We start from the raw sequence: 17,548 nt of genomic DNA on the forward strand, positions 1-17,548 counted from the left end.
TAATCGATAAAATTTAAAAAATTAACAATTAAATCATAAAATCATACCGCATTCCAAATTGGATCGTCTGGAGTTGGGGCAATAATTGTGATATCTTCTTTTGAAACAGGATGAACAAAAGTAAGTTTTCTAGCGTGAAGATGAATTCCGCCATCAGGATTGCTTCGGTCTGCGCCGTATTTTAAATCACCTTTAATTGGCGATCCAATAGCGCTTAACTGAGCACGAATTTGATGGTGTCTTCCCGTATGCAAATTGATCTCAAGAGCAGTATAATTCTGCAATTCTTTGATTATCGTATAATCTAAACTCGCTAATTTACTGTCCGGAACTTCTTTTAAATGCGCTTTAGAAGTATTGTTTTTTTCGTTTCTTTTTAAATAATGAACCAATTTTGCTTTTGCTTCTTTTGGTTTATTTTTGACAACCGCCCAATATGTTTTTTTAGTTTCCCGATTGCTAAACAATTCATTCATTCGCGAAAGCGCTTTACTCGTACGAGCAAAAACAACAATTCCAGTTGTCGGCCGATCCAAACGATGAATAACTCCTAAAAAAACATCTCCAGGTTTATTGTATTTTTCTTTAATATATTCTTTTACAATATCAGAAAGAGGTTTGTCGCCCGTTTTATCTCCCTGCACAATATCTCCAACACGCTTGTTAACCACAATAATATGATTGTCTTCGTGTAAAATTTGTAAATTATTTTTATTGGAAACTATTTTCAAAACCGATTTTTAGATTGTTGAATTTTAAAATTTTGAGAATTTTGGCTAAAGCCTTTCTGATAGCCTTAAAAATGAACCTCCAGCTAAAGCTGGAGGCAATTTATATTCTTAAACATTAAGTTTAAACTTTGCAACTTTGTCACTTTGCAACTTTGTCCCTAAGAAACTCAGCACCTTAGAACCTTAGTAGCTTAACAGCTTTTCTAGTACTGTTCACTAGCATTAGGAAAATCACTAGCCTTAACATCTGCAGCATATTGACCAATTGCTTTAGTCATTTCTTCGTAAAGATTTAAGTAACGACGCAAGAAACGCGGACTGAATTCATTATTCATTCCCAACATATCATGAATTACTAATACTTGACCGTCAACACCGCCACCAGCTCCAATTCCGATTACAGGAATAGAAATGCTTTCTGCTACTTTTTTAGCCAAGTCAGCTGGTATTTTTTCAAGAACAACAGCAAAACATCCTATTTTTTCAAGCATTTGAGCATCTTCAATAAGTTTTTCAGCCTCTTCTTCTTCTTTTGCACGAACGCTGTAAGTTCCGAATTTGTAAATAGACTGAGGAGTTAAACCTAAATGTCCCATTACTGGAATTCCAGCATGTAATATTTTTTTGATCGATTCTTTAATTTCTTTTCCGCCTTCTAATTTTACCGCGTGAGCACCGCTTTCTTTCATAATTCTGATTGAAGAACGTAACGCTTCTTTTGGGTCAGACTGGTAACTTCCAAAAGGCAAATCAACGACAACCAAACCTCTTTCTACTGCACGAACTACAGAAGAAGCATGGTAAATCATTTGGTCCAAAGTAATCGGCAAAGTCGTTTCGTGACCAGCCATTACGTTTGATGCCGAATCTCCAACTAAAATAACGTCAATACCAGCGGTATCAACAATTTTCGCCATTGTATAATCATACGCAGTAAGCATAGAGATTTTTTCTCCGTTGCTTTTCATTTCAATTAATGACTTTGTTGTGATTCTTTTATAATCTTTTTTTGCTACTGACATTTTCTTGTTTTTTTGATAGTGTAAAAGTATTGAATAATTGTAAGATGGGAATCAGCAATAATAGAATATTTCGACAGAAAATAGTTTTCCGTCTTTAAATTCTAAACGAAATTGGCTGTCTTCCATTACAATAGAATAATTGTGCGGTGATTTTAGAGAAGCTTCAATATAAGTTCCATATTTTTCAATGAAAGCTTTTTCAGACAGCGTATGATCTAAAACCGCATTTGAATTTATGATGAATTTATTGTTTTCGTTAATGAAAACTTTGATGATTTCTCCTTGCTTTTGTTTTTCATCAACAGAGACTTCCAAATCTGGATAATAATAAAATAAATCGCTTAGATAAATACCGCATTCATCAGAAATCTTAGCTTTTTTAGAAGGATTTCCCATTGTTTTAATCAAATCAGTCTGCGAAATAGTAACCGATTTTGTTTTAAAACCTTTGAGCGAGTAATGTGATTTTTGTATGAATGCAATAATCTGTTCCGATAATTTGTGATTGGATAATGCTTTCGCTAAAGCCATATTGAGTTCGGTTTCAGCAAGTAATTTTGGATCATTCAGCTGTTTGACAACTTCGTAATATCTTTGGTATGCAGGAATTAATTTAGAATAATCGCTGTTCCAAGCCAATTCTACAATTCTTTCGCTTACTGTTTTTCGTTCAGAAAGAGCATTTTTATCTAAGGTGTCGAAATCATTTAATAAAGTATTAAAATCAGGTCTCGTACCAAGAAATTTTCTCAGTGTATATTTTGCAGATTCTTCATTCAGGCTTCCGCTAATATTGACCCATTCGTCAGGATTTAACGGTAGATAATTTACAGCAACAGGATCTCCAGTAAACAGAATTTCTCTAATTTTTGAATTTCTATCTGGTAAGGCTCTGGCTTTTAATCCGGCAGCGAGAATAAAAAGATGATTTCCGCCGTAATAGACGTCGCCACCTTCAAGAATTGGATTTTTAGGGTCTTTAATTTTTACATCTTTTGCATTCAGGCTTTTCGCAATATATTTCTCCTGCACAAATCCTTCGTTCAAATTATCTGCTTGTATTTTGTACCAGCCATTTTCATTTTCAGACAACAAGCGAATTTGAGCTCCATATTTAAAAAAGCCTAAAAAATCGGCATTTGTATTTGGAGAAATAAAAAGTCTTGTGTCAGAATTTAGAAAATAACGTTCTTGAGAATGCAGTAAAATAGAACAGAAAAAAAGTAAAAAGTAAAGTTTTTTCATGAATTTGATTTTGTGTTTTTAGCCACGAATTTCACGAATTACACCAATTTTTCAAACTTTAAAAAAAATAAATTAGTGTAATTTGCGAAATTCGTGGCAAACTTAAATTTTAGCAATCAGCCATATTTACGGCAATTGCAAGACCTCCTTCAGAAGTTTCTTTGTATTTTGAATTCATATCTTTTGCTGTTTCCCACATCGTGTTGATCACTTTGTCTAGCGGAACTTTAGCATTTTTAGAATCAGTCTCGAGAGCCAGCTCAGCCGCATTTATCGCTTTAATCGCGCCCATTGTATTTCTTTCGATACACGGAATTTGAACTAGTCCGCCAATAGGATCGCAGGTTAAACCTAAATGATGTTCCATAGCGATTTCAGCTGCCATAAGAACCTGAGCAGGAGTTCCGCCCATTAATTCGCAAAGAGCCGCCGCCGCCATAGAAGACGAAACGCCAATCTCAGCCTGACATCCGCCCATTGCAGCAGAAATAGTAGATCCTTTTTTGAATATACTTCCAATTTCGCCCGCAACCATCAAAAATTGTTTGATTTCTTTTTCGCCTGCATTGTGATTTTCGATCACCATATAATACATTAAAACGGCTGGAATTACTCCAGAACTTCCATTGGTCGGAGCAGTAACGACGCGCCCTAAAGAAGCATTTACCTCATTCACGGCAAGTGCAAAACAGCTTACCCATTTTAGGATTTGGCGAAATTTAACTTCTGTTTTTCTAATTTCTTCCAGCCAGCTTTGCGGATCGGTATAATTTGATAAACCAATTAAGTTTTGGTGCATGTCAAAAGCTCTTCTTCGCACGTGAAGTCCGCCCGGAAGAATTCCTTCAGAGTGGCAGCCAATATACATACACTCCAGCATTGTGTTCCAGATACGCATTAATTCAGAATGCACTTCGGCTTCTGGACGCATCGAAATTTCATTTTCATACACAATTTCAGAAATCGATTTGTTTTCTTTAATCGTATAATTCAATAATTCAGCTGCGTTTTGAACTGGATATGGAAAGGCGCATTTTATTACTTCTTTTGCTTTGGCATTGGTACGTTCTTCTTTCACTACAAATCCGCCTCCGATAGAATAGAAAGTCGATTCGTATTCCGAATCATCAGATTTGTAAGCTGTGAATTTCAGTCCGTTGGCGTGAAAAGGAAGAAAATCTTTGTTGAAAACAATGTCTTGAAGAAAAAAGAATGGAATAATTTTCTGGTTGCCCAAATTGATTTCGTTTGTGGTTTCGATTTTTTTAATGATTCCTGCAATATCTTCTACAGGAATATATTCAGGATCTTGCCCGCTCAATCCGAGCATTACGGCAAGATCTGTTGCGTGGCCTTTTCCAGTTAAAGAAAGCGAGCCATATAAATCGACTTTTACTCTTGTGATATCGGCTAAAATTGCTTCGTCTTTCAGCTCTTCCAGAAAACGTTCTGCAGCGCGCCACGGACCTAAAGTATGTGAGCTTGAAGGGCCAACGCCAATTTTAAGCATATCAAAAACAGAGATACATTCTTCCATTGTTCAATTTTTGTTAAGACAAAGATAATCGAATAATGCAATGATGATTTCTTTTTTAATGTTAATCTTGCGTATTTGTTAAAATAAATATTAAAATTTAATAATTCGGCAACGAAATAAATTTAAAGCCTTAATATGCAGTTTACGTAAAAAGTTCACCATTTTTAGGTATTTTTGTAAAAGAACGAGTTATATTGCATACTTGATTCTTTAATATTAATACTTCATGGATTTTGTTTTAATTCTGAAAATGTCTTTTTACAAATATTAGTGCCAAAAGAAGATAAAGTTACCATATGATAGAATTTTTCAGACATCTATTACAAGAATTCGAATTACCTTTAAGCAACCCTGTATTGATCTTTTCGTTAATACTTTTTATAATTCTGCTTTCGCCAATTTTACTTAAAAAGATTAATATTCCAGGAATTATCGGACTTATTATTTCGGGTGTTATAATTGGACCGCACGGATTAAATATTCTAGCCAAAAACTCCGCTGTTGATTTGTTTTCGACAATCGGTCTTTTGTATATCATGTTTATTGCAGGACTTGAACTGGATATGAATGAGTTTAAAGCCAACAGGAACAAGAGTTTACTATTCGGCTTTTTTACTTTTATTCTGCCGCTTTCAATCGGTTTTCCAGTTTGTTTTTATTTGCTTCAATACGATTTTAATGCCAGTTTCTTAACGGCGAGCATGTTTGCAACACACACTTTGGTTGCTTATCCGATTGTGAGCAAATTGGGAATTGCTAAAAATCAAGCGGTTGCCATTACAGTCGGCGGAACTATTTTGACTGATACAGCGGTTTTGATTATTCTGGCTGTAATTATGGGAAGCAGTCAAGGCAATCTAAATCAGGCATTTTGGGTTAAACTGATAGTTTCCTTAGCCATTTTTTCAGCTATAATGTTTATCATTATTCCGCGTGTTGCGAAATGGTTTTTTAAAAAATTAGAAAGTGAGAAACACGCGCATTATATATTTGTGCTTTCAGTAGTTTTCTTTGCTGCCTTTTTGGCCGAAGTAGCAGGAGTGGAGCCGATTATTGGAGCTTTCGTTGCTGGTTTGGCATTAAATCCCTTGATTCCACATTCTTCTGCTTTGATGAATAGAATTGAATTTATCGGGAATTCGTTATTTATTCCATTCTTCTTGATTTCTGTGGGAATGTTGGTCGATGTTAGCGTTATTTTGAGCGGACCGACAGCTTTGATTGTTGCAGGAACTTTGAGCGTTGTAGCGATATTCGGAAAATGGATTGCGGCATTTTTTACTCAAATTGTTTTTAAATATACGAGAACCGAAAGACAGCTTATTTTCGGATTGAGCAGTGCGCATGCCGCAGCGACTTTAGCGGTAATTCTGGTAGGATACAAAGCAAAAATTCTAGATGAAAACATTCTAAACGGAACCATTATTCTAATTCTGATTACGTGTATCGTCGCTTCTTTTGCTACAGAAAAAGCGGCTAAGAAAATTGCGATTTGCGAAGAAGAAATTTCACCGCAAGATGCAGGAAAAGATCAGATTTTAGACGAACATATTTTGATTCCGCTGGCAAAAACTTCTGCTGCGGCAAGTTTATTAGATTTTGCACTTTTAATAAAAGACAAAAAATCGTCTAATCCGGTTACGTTATTGACTATTGTTCCAAACAATAATCAGGCAGAAAAAAACATTTTAAAATACAGAAAAGCAGCTGATAAATTCGTAATTCAAGGATCGGCTTCAGAAGTAAAAATCAATACCATTGCCAGAATTGACCATAATCCAGCGAGTGGAATTGCCAGAACTTCAAAGGAAATCATGTCTGACATTGTAATTGTTGGCTGGCCAAGAAAGACTGGATTTATTGATAAAATCTTTGGAGAAAATGTAGATTCAATTATCAATAATGTTGATAAGAATTTGTTTATCTGCAGGTTTCAAAGAAATTTTATTGAAGAAAAAAGACTGGTTTTTATCTGTCCGCCATTTTCAGAAAGAGGAATCGGATTTCAGTTATTATTACAGAAAATGTGCCGTTTGTCTCAGGAATTGAGTATTCCAATTGTAATTTATGCAGAATACAATACCCATCAGATGATTCAGCAAATTGCAACTAATTTAAAGCTTAATGCAAAATTAGGATTTAAAAGCATAATGGACTGGGAAGATTTTGAAGCTATTACAGATGAAATAAAGCCAACAGATTTAGTGGTTTTCAACTTATCAAGAAAAGGTTCGGTTTCGTATCAGTCTATTTTTGATAAACTGCCTTCAAAATTCGAAAAATCATTTAGTGAAAACAATGTGATTTTGGTTTATCCGCACGACGACAGAAAAGAAAGCGCCATGGATGCCTACGAAGATTTTACAGCTTCGCCTTTAACCAAAGGAATTGAAGCGATTGAGCAGATTGGTCGTGGTTTGGGAAGTATTTTGAAGAAAGGATAATTTTTTGAAACACAAATGCGAAAAGAATAAACCTAATCTTTAATATATTTTTGATGAATCACAACGCAAAATCAATTCGACCATTTATAGGTTCTAAAAATTTTGAAATCTCAAGAAGTTTTTATCGCGATTTAGGTTTTGAAGAAACCGTTTTAGATTCAAAAATGTCGGTTTTTAAAACAGGAGAAATCGCTTTTTATCTTCAGGATTACTACGATAAAAACTGGATTGAAAATACCATGATTTTTCTTGAAGTTGATGATGTGGAAAGATATTATACTGAACTTCTGGATTTAAAACTCACAGAAAAATATAGCGTAAAACTAACGCCAATTCGTTATGAAAATTGGGGAAGCGAATGTTTTCTGCATGATCCTTCTGGTGTTTTATGGCATTTTGGAAAATTTAAATAAAGAAAAAATGAATTGGTGAAATTGGTGTAATTCGTGGCAAAAAAACTATCTCAATCCAAAATCCCCTAAAACTCGTGTTGTACTTTTACGCTGATACCAGTCATTATAAACCAATTCTAAATTTTTGACTTCGAATGTTCCGAAATCATAATCACGGAATCTTTCAGCTATTTCTATTAGTTTTTTCGGATTATGAAGTTTTTCCTGAAAACGCATTACAGTAGCATGCGCTGTAGATATCGAATAACGGCTGTCTATGCTTTGCTGTAATCCTGAATTTTTGAAATTTTCGCGAAGTCTGTTTCGTAGATTATTTAAAGTTTCATCACTCGGAAATCCCTGAATCATAAGAGCAGACGGAGAAGCAGTTATTCCTTTAAACTGAATTTGAATTTTTTCAACATCAACAAGACTTCTGCAAATCACCTCAATATATTCGTTTGGCGAAATCTGATTTAAAGTAAAAGCTGAAGAACAAGAAATAATAGACATGACCGTAATATGAATATCTGAATCTGGATAAAAATATTGGTCAGGTTCTGCTTTTCTCAATTCGCTAATAAAAGTTTGAATATTGGCTTTAATTTCATCATTTGGGCGAATAAGCAATGTAATTCCAAAACGGGAATCTGACTCGTTTTTAAGTTCAGAATCAATTGAATATTTTCCTGCCGAAATGATTTCAGAAGATGATTTATAAAGGTCGTTGTAGTGTTCGGTTAAATTCATTTTAAAAATTATTCACTTTCAAAAATTGATTTTAAAAGCTGTTGTAAGTCTGCTTTGTTAATTTCGCCACTGCCTTTCCATTTCCCAATAATTATACCATTTTTATCGATTAAGACTTTATGGGGAATTCCGTATACAAAATAATCAGTAATGATTTTTTTATCGTTTTCTGTAATAAAAATATGTTTCCAATATTCAATTTTTTCTTTTGCAATAGCGTTTTTCCACAAGTCAGATTTGTCATCTTTTGCAATACTAATAATTTCAAAACCCTGGTCTTTATATTTTTTATATAATTCTTTTATATAGGGTAATTCCTCTCTGCAAGGTCCGCACCAGCTTGCCCAAAAATCAATTAAAACATATTTTTTGTTTTTGAAATCTGAAAGTGAAATTGTTTTATCATCAATATCTTTTAAAGTAAATTCGGGAGCAAGACTCCCAATTTTGCTTTGTTTGAAGTATTTAAGCTTTTCGGCCATCTCTTTTCCTTTTTCAGAATTTTTTATTTCGGGAGTAAAATTTTCAAAGACTTCTACAAAATTGTCGTAAAAATTCATACCAATAAAACGACTAACGTTTAAACGCATTAAGCGTAATGCAGTAAATGAATTCGGATGTTTTTTGGCGAAAATAAAATCAAGTTTTAATTCGTTTATGGCATTTTGATCTTTAGCATTTTCAAGTGTATCTAAACGAAGTATTAATTGTTTTTTAGCAACAGAATCTTTTTCAAATTCAATCTTTGATAAAACTTCTTTTTGCAGTTTAACGATAGAATCCTGAACGATTTTGGTAGGTTGGTGCAGTTCTAAAATTTCTTTTTCTAATGCAGTTTCAGCCTGAGCAGTAATCAAGTAACTAATAAAGAAAAGCATCACAGTAAAAGAAAATCGAATCATGAAAAGAGTTTTTTCGAATTAATAAATTTATTTCTTTTTTCCTTTTTCCAGATTTTCTTTGACCCTAAATTTAACGATTTCGGCAATTAAATCATAAGGTATTGGATCTTTTAAAGGAAACTGAACAGAACCTTTTCCAGATTTATATTTAGAAAGTTTTGCTGCAAAAGCTTCGTGTCCGCTTGGCAAAGCGTAAAGTCCGATGTGGTTTTTAAAAGCAGCAAAATAAACGACAATTCCATTCTGGTCAAAAGCCGGCATCGAATAACTGATTTTTTCTTTGGCATCTGGAGCCGCTTTTTGAATCGTCATTCTAACTTTCTCCAAAATTTCCTGAACATCATTTGGGAATCCACCAATGTACTCGTCTATATTTTCAGGTTTTTTAATGTCCATGATTTTTTGTTTCAAGTTTAATGTTTCATGTTTCAAGTTGTCTATGCATAAAAAACTTTGCGTTTAATTTTTTTACCGCAAAGTGCGCAAAGGTATTTTAATTGCTAGGCTAATTGGAATCTATATTTTAAGATCGCAAAGCGTTATCTAGAGAAAGCTTTGTGATCTTTTCATTATTAATAATACTCAAAACTTCGCGTTCTTTGCGTAAAAACCTTTGCGTTCTTTGCGGTTAAATTTTTACGCAAAGTTCGCTAAGATTATTTTAATTGTTAGACTAAGCAGAATCTACATATTAAGTTCGCAAAGCGTTATGTTGACAAATCTCTGTTTAGTTAAAACTTTTTTACACATAGCTTTGCGATCTTTTTCATTTTAATGATCCCCTCAAAAAAACTTTGCGCCCTTTGCGTAAAACCTTTGCGTTCTCTGCGGTTAAATTTTTAACATAAAGTGACACTATTTATATTGACAAAGCTTTGCGATCTTTTTCATTTTAATGACTTCTCAAAAAAAACTTCGCGTTCTCTGCGTAAAACCTTTGCGTGCTCTGCGGTAAAAAAATCACAAAGTATTAAAAACACTATTAAGCAAGTCCTTTAGGGAAACGATCCAAAACCAGATTTAATTGCAAATGATGCTCTAAATAAGCTTTAGCACCAGCCAAAACCAAAGTAAAACCTTCAGTCGAATTACGAACCTGATCGATTATTTTATCAGCATCGCCATGAAAACCAGAATTAGTAATACTCACAAAAGTTTCATTTTCGTTTAACGGACTGAAAACCCATTCTACCAAAGTAATTTCATCAGGATTTCCCCATTCAATGACAATCTTTTTATTTTCTTGAACGACAAGCGTCGTAACCGAAAGCGAGAAACCATACATCTCCCAAGTCCATTCCGTTTTCTGATTTTCTTCTAATTTTCCAGATCCTTTTGTAAACCAAAATTTACTCGTAATCTGAGGATCAATAAAAGCCTGAAAAACTTCTGAAACAGGTTTTCGAATCAGCATTTCGGCTTTTGCAAATTTGTTGTTTTCTGTTTTCATAGTTTTTATAAATAAGAGTTAGAAAGAATAGTAAAATTGGTTTTTATGTCAATTTTTTTTGGAAGCTCTAATTTATGAAAATACTATCTATTAAAGATTAAAATTTAATTAAATGTATAACCCGCTATTAAATTAAAAGAGTTTGTTTTTAAAGAACCGCCACTCATCATTTCAGTTTTTGCTGTATTGGATAAACCCAAATTATCTCTAATTTCTACATAAATTTTATGATCATTTTTCAATTTAAATTCTTTTCCAATTCCGGCAGATAAACCGTAATCTAAAGACTTTCTATATTTTGTCGTCTCTACATCTTCGTCATTCACACCTTCGGCATCAAGCTCTGCACTTTCACCAGATTTAAGCAAGTAGCCTAGAAACGGACCTCCATTTACGTAAAAACTTTTATTACTAGAAAAATTATACTTTAACATAACTGGAAGCACAATATAATTAGAGTAATTTCTAATTTTTAAATTATAAATTCCACCAACTGCTGGCATTGAGGGATTTTCTGGGAATATCTCTACAGTTGTTTTTGAAATTTGTGTTTTTCTTTCGTAGTTGATATCAGCTTTTATAGATAAATTATCTGCGATTTTATATTGCACTGAAACACCCGCCAAATAAGCAATTCCAGGGTTATCATTTGTATAAGAATCAAAACCTCTGTAGCTAGAATAATTAAGTCCCGCTTGCACTCCAAATGTGATTTTTGAATCTTGAGCTAATGTTTTAAAACTGATTAAAGAGAAGATCGTTAAAAATAAAAAGGTAATTTTTTTCATGAATGGTTATGTTGATTTTTAGGTAAATATAATGAGAAGTCTATTTAAATATTATACTTCTTTTTTATCAATCCATTTACCAACTGTTGGCGCGGTGTAGTTTTTCATTTGTTCTAATAAATCTTCAATAGTATCGCTTACCAAAAGCATTTTTTGATTGACTTCTTTCAGCAGTCCTTTTTCTGTCATAGTTTGCAGCAATTCGATAAGCGAGTCGTAAAAGCCGTTTATGTTTAAAACTGCAATTGGTTTTTTATGTAATCCTAATTGTGCCCAAGTCAGCATTTCAAAAAGTTCTTCGAGTGTTCCAAAACCGCCTGGAAGCGCAATTACGCCATCGCATAAATCGTTCATTTTGGTTTTTCTTTCGTGCATGCTTTCTACCAAAATTAATTCGGTTAAGCCTAAATGAGCTATTTCTTTCGACCTTAAAAAATTAGGCAATACGCCAATTACTTTTCCGCCCGCGTTCAAAGCTCCGTCGGCAACGGCGCCCATTAAACCCACATTTGCACCGCCATAAACCAATTCTATATTTTGTTCAGCCAAAGTCTTTCCGACTAAAGCTGCCTGTTCTTCGTAAATTTTTTCAGTACCAAAACTTGAGGCACAGAAAACGGTTATTCTTTTCATTATTTTAAGTTGTAAATTATGAATTATGAGTTATGAATTTTAGAATTGTGAATATCAGTTTGCTTTCCGACTTATAATTCATAATTAATAACTCATAATTTTTATCTGTTTTTCTTCAATTCATATTCAAAATACGGAACGTCTACGCCATTTATGTTAAACGTAAGATCATTTATTTTTTCTGCGCCGAGTTTTAAAACCGCTTTTTGCGAACGGAAATTTTCTGCTCCAACATGAAAAAGTACTGAATCTACATGCTGAAAAGCATAATCCATCATTAATTTTTTGTTGGATTTATTGTATGGTCCGCCCCAATATTTTCTCGTAATAAAAGTGTAGCCAATTCCAACATTCGATTTTTCTGGATTGTAATCGTAGAAACTTGTTGTTCCCATTACTTCATTAGTTTGTTTATCGAGAATCAGAAATGGATTTTTTGTAATTATAATATCGAAAAAAGTTTTAAAACCTTCTTTTGTATATCGATCTTTAACTGGATTTTGTTCCCAAATTAAAGGATCAGAAGCGGCTTCAAATAAAGCTTCAAAATGTTTTTCTTCTAACGGAATTAACTTTGAAATTTCGTTTTCTAAGAAATCTGGCTGTAAATTGAAGTTTGATGTTTGCATTTTTTGGTTTTTAGTTAAAGACTAATTTTTTAAATTCTCTTAATCTGTACACAAGAAACATTTTCCATTTTAATCTGTTTTCCTGTTTTTTTTAATAGTCCCGTTTTAGAATCTCTTTTAAAAACAACCACATTTCCAGTTTGAACATTGGATGCTACTAAAAATTTTCCGCTTTCATCAAGAGCAAAAACTCTCGGATGTTTTCCTAAAGTAGATTGATAACCAATATTTTTCAGCAGTCCGTTTTCGTCAATAGCGAAAATGGCAATATTATTTTCTTTGCCGCGGTTAGTTGCATATAGAAACTTTCCATCTGGAGAAATATGAATATCTGAGCTTTCAAATCCGTCTTTTATTTCATCTGAATGTGTGGCAATTCGCTGAATTTTAGTTAAAATGCCATTTTCATATTTATAAACGCTTATTTGTCCAGCCATTTCTTCAATGCAATATGCCCATTTTTGATTGGGATGAAAAGTAAAATGTCTTGGACCAGCTTCTAAATCGGTTTTGGTAAACGGATTTGCAGTTTCTGACAAAGGTTTTTTCTGATTTTCGTCAAAAGGATAACAGCGTATTTTATCGGCTCCTAAATCGGGTAAAAACAAATAATCGCCTTTTGGTGAAAACACGGCTGAATGCACGTGAGACTTGGTTTGTCTTTCTTTATTGACACTTCCGTCTGTATACTGAAAATTCTGAGCGATCGAATCGATTTTACCATTTTCTAAAATTGGAAATACAGAGACGCTTCCTTCTGTGTAGTTGGCATTGGCAAGCCATTTACCATTTTTATGAATTCTGACATAAACTGGATTTTCGCCACCGCTTCTCTGGCTGTTTAAAAAAGTCAAAGTTTTGGCTGACGGATTAAATTCAAAACTGCTTACGCTTCCCGCATTTGGAGTTTTGGTGTCTGTACAGGCATAAACATATTTTCCGTTCGGAGAAACGGTCAAATACGACGGATTTACAATATTTTTGACTGAAGTAAATTTGGTTAGTTTTCCATTCAAAGTATCCAATTGATAAACTTGAATAGCTTCTGCCGTTTTATCACGATTGTAAGATCCTAAAAACACGTAAGTATTTTGAGAAAATAGGGTTATTGTTAAGAGAAATGCAATTGCAGAATAGTATATTTTTGGTTTCATTTTTGGTTATTTAGTTTCAGGTTTGCCCTTCGACTTCGCTCAGGGAGACAATTGGTTTAAATAATTTTAAGTCAGATTTGATACACGTTGTCTGGCTGAGCGTCCCGAAACTTCGGGAGAAGCCTAGTTGATTCCTTCCCACCACTTTTTAAATTGCTGATTCTTATTTCTGAGTTCAACTTTTTCACCAATCATAGGAGTAATTAATGGAATCGGGTTTTCAGATAAACTATTCAATTCTGTTACTTTTTTCAAAGGCTCGTCCCACGCGTGAAGCGATAAAGCAAATTTTGAAGAATGTACCGGAAATAATCTTTTTGCTTTAAGGTCTTTCATGGCTTTTATTACATCTTCTGGCAAATTATGAATGTATTTCCAACTCTGATTGTATTGTCCATTGTCGATTAACGCAACATCAAAAGGCCCATATTTTTCGCCAATTTCTGCAAAATGTTTGTCGTATCCACTGTCTCCGCCCAAATACATTTTAAAATCTTTGCTTTCTAAAATAAAAGAAGTCCAAAGCGTATTACATCGTTTAAATCCTCTGCCCGAAAAATGTCTTGATGGAGCTGTATGAATGGTCAGATTTTCATCTAATTGAACAGTGCTGTACCAGTCTTTTTCGATAATTATTTCTTTTGAGAAACCCCAGAATTCAAAATGCGAACCTACGCCAAGAGCTGTGATTATTTTCCTTGTTTTAGGTTTTAATTTTAAAATCGTTTCATAATCCAAATGATCGTAATGATCGTGTGTAATCAGTAAATAATCAATTTCTGGAAGATCATCAACAGTATAAATATCAGAACCTTTGAAAGATTTTGTGGTTCCTGGAATAGGAGAGGCGTTTCCGCTGAAAACGGGATCGATCAAAAAGCGTTTTCCTTCCAACTGAATGAAATAAGATGAATGTCCAAACCAAACCAAAATATCCTGATCTAAAGCAAGTTCAAGTAAATTGGTTTTTACAGACGGAATTAAATCGGTCGGAATTTTTCTTGCTACTTTTTTAAAGAAAAAATCATAAAAAACTTTAGAATAACTCGCGCCTTCAGCAAGATCTGGCGTAAAACTTTGGTTTTCGAATTTTCCGTTTTTATATTGAGGCGAGTTTTGAATCTGTATCAATCTTTCGCCAGACGGCGCTTTTCCAAATTTAGGATGTTGAAGAAAAAGGTAAACGGCAAGTATTAGTGCAAATATCAGAATTAAGAATGTGATCATTTTATTTGGAAGGATATAAATTTTGGGTGTATTCCATTGAACGTAAAATTATCTTTTTTAAGATTTCGATATCAATGTCAGCTAATTTTTTAATGTAAATGCAGGCTTTAGAAGAGGTGTGTTTTCCGAGTTGAGACAAAAGTTCTTCTCTGTTTTCTTCTGGCAGATAAAAATAGACAGTTGTAGCTGCTTTTCTTGGCGAGAATCCCGCTAAAGGCGCGTCGCCTTCGTGTCCGCTGTCGTATTTGTAATGATAGCTTCCAAAACCAACAATACTTGGTCCCCACATGTTGGGTTCAAAACCCGTAATGTCCTGCATTATTTTCACCAATTCAAAAGCATCATTTCTTTTTGCTTCATTTTCTACAGCATTTATAAAATCGGTAACGCTGTTGGAAGTTTCGGTTGTTTTATTAGTCGCCATTTTTATTGTTTTTGATTGAATAAATCACTTTTCAAAAGCAGATTTTTGATTGTAATTCCGGCTTTATAAAACAAATCAGAATTTGCATTCATTTCATTTTCTAAAACAATCATACTCACATCGCTTTCAGGGAAATACAAATTTACAGAAGAAAACCCATTGCCTAAACCAGTATGTCCATAATATTTAGGCGATTCTTTATCTACAATTCTAAGTCCGTAGCCATATCCGACTTTTTCTTTTCCAAAAACATTGTGCTGATTTTCAATATTGTATTGAAGCATTAATTGGTAAGTTTCCGGCTTTAAGATTTTTCCTTTGTGCAGATTATTGTTCCAAATCAATAAATCATTTGCAGTTGAAACAATGCCGGCAGATGGAACTTTTTCTGGAGTAATTAGAGTATTTTTAGCTTTTTCTAAATGATTATTTTCATTCATATAACCTGACACCAAATTTTGAGTATTGCCTTCAGAATAACAAAAAGTATTGTTCATTTTAAGTTTCTTAAAAAGAGCGCTTGCCACTTCAGCATACGTTTTTTTAGAAACAGATTCAATAATCAGTCCTAGAAAAGGATAACCTTCATTGCCATATTTAAATTGGCTTCCGGGTTTAAAAGCCAAAGGTTTATTCGGATCTACAATTCCGTGTGTATGATTTAACAATTGATGAGTGGTAATAGAATCTGCCCAACTCTGTTTTAGATTCGGCAGATATTTTCTAATGGGAACTTGCAAATCTATTTTTCCCTGTTCGACTTCTTTCATAATCAAAACTGCAGTAATTTGCCTTGTATTCGACATGATTTCAAATTGACTGTCCATTTTTAAAGGCGTTTTTTTATCAAAATCTGCAAAACCCACAGCTTTACTGTAAATTGATTTTCCATTTTTAGAAATTAAAATTGTCCCATTAAATTTTGGCGAAGAAATGTTTAAAACACTGTCAATCTGTGTAGAAAGATTCGCCTTTTTTTGTGCGAACGAATTGCAATTTGAAAATAAAAAAAGGACAGCTACTAATGGAGAAAATCTAAGAATAGAATTCATTGAAAGGTTTATGGTTTGTTGTTTATAGTTTGTTGTTTTTGATATTTCTGTTTAAATCATTTTTAAAACATTCCATTTTTGTTTACGGAATCTTTGGGAACAGGCTGCCCTAAATCCCAAAGTTCGATGATTTTGTCTCCATCAAATTTGAGAATATGCACAACCGCAAATCCAATATCTGAAGGTGTTTGTTTAAGATGCGAATGCACAGCAACCAAATTGCCGTCTTCTAAAATATGATGAATTTTAAAAAGCTTATTCGGATTTGTTCTGGCAGACTCCTCCATAGCGAGCATTAAAGTTTCTGCATCGCCTTTGAAGTAGGCATTATGATGTTTGAAATTCTTCCCAACATACAATCGAAAGCCTTCGTGAGAATGTCCTTTTGCTGCCAATTTCAGGAAGTTTTTAGCGATTTCTTTCTTAGTCATGATTCAGGATTTTAAAGCAAACTAAGTTATGAAATAAAGCGCTATAAATTTTGCAGAAAAGGACGTAATATTTATAAAATTAAATGGCTTCCGATTTTATTTTACAAAGATCGACAACCAATTTTATCTAACGAATTGACGCAATTTATTCTTTTGCTGATAATTTTCTTTCAGTTTCAATTTGAGGTTTTCCCGTTGCATTTGGCTCACCTTTGCCAGTTTCGATCAGTTTTTTCAAACTATTCTCAATATAATTTGTCCAGCCGGCTTTGCAAACGTCAAAACATTCGTATTCTGGAACCAAACCAACATGGGTAAAAGTGAGTTTTGTTTTGTCATTTTCTTTCGAAATATCAAAAACGGCTGTTGTGTTCGTCCATTCGGTATCGTCTTTTGTAAAGCTGAAATAATTTTCTTCAATCAACCAAACGATTTTCCGATTCGGAATTACTTCTATTAGTTTTATTTTACAGCGGTGTACATCTTCGTAATGGTATTTAAATTCGTCACCTTCATTTGCTGTTTTTCCTTCAATTTCTTCCGACCACCAGCCACGAACATTTTGTATCGCTTTAAAAACGTCTTCTGGTGATTGATTGACAATTATAGTTGTGGTAAAATCTTGCGGACTCATAATGAATTGATTTTTAAATTGGTAAAGTAAAATTACAATCTAAAGATCAATTATTTACGGTGTTTAAAAGACAATTTTAAGGTGTGTTTCGGACAAGAGGTAT

General features: G+C 33.5%; 19 protein-coding genes. 2 read left to right on the forward strand and 17 right to left on the reverse strand.

Annotated features, from left to right (window positions below; all coding sequences use genetic code 11):
* Positions 1-41 precede the first annotated feature (41 nt).
* From AC3E9W_RS07245 to AC3E9W_RS07260, 4 genes are all read right to left on the reverse strand, one after another.
* Positions 42-731 (reverse strand): RluA family pseudouridine synthase, encoded by a 690-nt coding sequence (locus AC3E9W_RS07245; RefSeq protein ID WP_306160033.1) that lies wholly within the window; start codon positions 729-731, stop codon positions 42-44.
* A gap of 203 nt (positions 732-934) precedes the next feature.
* On the reverse strand, positions 935-1,753 hold the full coding sequence (gene panB, locus AC3E9W_RS07250; RefSeq protein WP_306160031.1) for a 3-methyl-2-oxobutanoate hydroxymethyltransferase: 819 nt from the start codon (positions 1,751-1,753) through the stop codon (positions 935-937).
* A gap of 51 nt (positions 1,754-1,804) precedes the next feature.
* Complete coding sequence (locus AC3E9W_RS07255) at positions 1,805-2,998, reverse strand: SH3 domain-containing protein (protein ID WP_488767784.1); 1,194 nt, start codon at positions 2,996-2,998, stop codon at positions 1,805-1,807.
* 109 nt (positions 2,999-3,107) lie between these two features.
* Complete coding sequence (locus tag AC3E9W_RS07260; RefSeq protein ID WP_488767786.1) at positions 3,108-4,535, reverse strand: L-serine ammonia-lyase; 1,428 nt, start codon at positions 4,533-4,535, stop codon at positions 3,108-3,110.
* 296 nt (positions 4,536-4,831) lie between these two features.
* Between AC3E9W_RS07260 and AC3E9W_RS07265 the strand changes: the two genes are divergently transcribed.
* Entirely contained in the window at positions 4,832-6,979 is a 2,148-nt protein-coding gene (locus tag AC3E9W_RS07265) for a cation:proton antiporter (RefSeq protein ID WP_488767787.1), read from the forward strand.
* Positions 6,980-7,032: 53 nt separating this feature from the next.
* The gene (locus AC3E9W_RS07270) at positions 7,033-7,392 is read left to right on the forward strand and encodes a VOC family protein (RefSeq protein ID WP_488767788.1); all 360 of its coding nucleotides are present in this window, start codon (positions 7,033-7,035) and stop codon (positions 7,390-7,392) included.
* 45 nt (positions 7,393-7,437) lie between these two features.
* On the opposite strand, the gene AC3E9W_RS07275 is transcribed toward AC3E9W_RS07270, so the two are convergent.
* From AC3E9W_RS07275 to AC3E9W_RS07335, 13 genes are all read right to left on the reverse strand, one after another.
* Positions 7,438-8,121 carry a 2'-5' RNA ligase family protein gene (locus tag AC3E9W_RS07275; protein WP_488767790.1) on the reverse strand — a complete coding sequence of 228 codons (684 nt, stop codon included), beginning with the start codon at positions 8,119-8,121 and terminating at the stop codon, positions 7,438-7,440.
* 8 nt (positions 8,122-8,129) lie between these two features.
* The gene (locus tag AC3E9W_RS07280) at positions 8,130-9,023 is read right to left on the reverse strand and encodes a TlpA family protein disulfide reductase (protein WP_488767792.1); all 894 of its coding nucleotides are present in this window, start codon (positions 9,021-9,023) and stop codon (positions 8,130-8,132) included.
* A gap of 27 nt (positions 9,024-9,050) precedes the next feature.
* Positions 9,051-9,419, reverse strand: coding sequence for an iron chaperone (locus AC3E9W_RS07285; RefSeq protein WP_488767793.1), 369 nt, complete (start codon positions 9,417-9,419; stop codon positions 9,051-9,053).
* 586 nt (positions 9,420-10,005) lie between these two features.
* Entirely contained in the window at positions 10,006-10,473 is a 468-nt protein-coding gene (locus AC3E9W_RS07290) for an SRPBCC family protein (RefSeq protein ID WP_306160015.1), read from the reverse strand.
* A gap of 104 nt (positions 10,474-10,577) precedes the next feature.
* Positions 10,578-11,261: a porin family protein gene (locus AC3E9W_RS07295; RefSeq protein ID WP_488767795.1), complete on the reverse strand. Its 684-nt coding sequence runs from the start codon at positions 11,259-11,261 to the stop codon at positions 10,578-10,580.
* Positions 11,262-11,312: 51 nt separating this feature from the next.
* Entirely contained in the window at positions 11,313-11,894 is a 582-nt protein-coding gene (locus AC3E9W_RS07300) for an LOG family protein (protein ID WP_488767796.1), read from the reverse strand.
* A gap of 101 nt (positions 11,895-11,995) precedes the next feature.
* Positions 11,996-12,523: a GNAT family N-acetyltransferase gene (locus AC3E9W_RS07305; protein WP_488767797.1), complete on the reverse strand. Its 528-nt coding sequence runs from the start codon at positions 12,521-12,523 to the stop codon at positions 11,996-11,998.
* 29 nt (positions 12,524-12,552) lie between these two features.
* Positions 12,553-13,677, reverse strand: coding sequence for a lactonase family protein (locus AC3E9W_RS07310; RefSeq protein WP_488767798.1), 1,125 nt, complete (start codon positions 13,675-13,677; stop codon positions 12,553-12,555).
* Between the two features lie 123 nt (positions 13,678-13,800).
* Positions 13,801-14,904 (reverse strand): MBL fold metallo-hydrolase, encoded by a 1,104-nt coding sequence (locus AC3E9W_RS07315; RefSeq protein ID WP_488767799.1) that lies wholly within the window; start codon positions 14,902-14,904, stop codon positions 13,801-13,803.
* Between the two features lies 1 nt (position 14,905).
* Complete coding sequence (locus tag AC3E9W_RS07320) at positions 14,906-15,328, reverse strand: DUF1801 domain-containing protein (protein ID WP_488767800.1); 423 nt, start codon at positions 15,326-15,328, stop codon at positions 14,906-14,908.
* 2 nt (positions 15,329-15,330) lie between these two features.
* Positions 15,331-16,380, reverse strand: coding sequence for a serine hydrolase domain-containing protein (locus tag AC3E9W_RS07325; protein WP_488767802.1), 1,050 nt, complete (start codon positions 16,378-16,380; stop codon positions 15,331-15,333).
* Positions 16,381-16,442: 62 nt separating this feature from the next.
* Complete coding sequence (locus AC3E9W_RS07330) at positions 16,443-16,811, reverse strand: nuclear transport factor 2 family protein (protein WP_306160002.1); 369 nt, start codon at positions 16,809-16,811, stop codon at positions 16,443-16,445.
* Positions 16,812-16,956: 145 nt separating this feature from the next.
* Positions 16,957-17,445: an SRPBCC family protein gene (locus AC3E9W_RS07335; protein WP_488767803.1), complete on the reverse strand. Its 489-nt coding sequence runs from the start codon at positions 17,443-17,445 to the stop codon at positions 16,957-16,959.
* Positions 17,446-17,548 lie beyond the last annotated feature (103 nt).

Source organism: Flavobacterium sp. 38 (assembly GCF_057799715.1).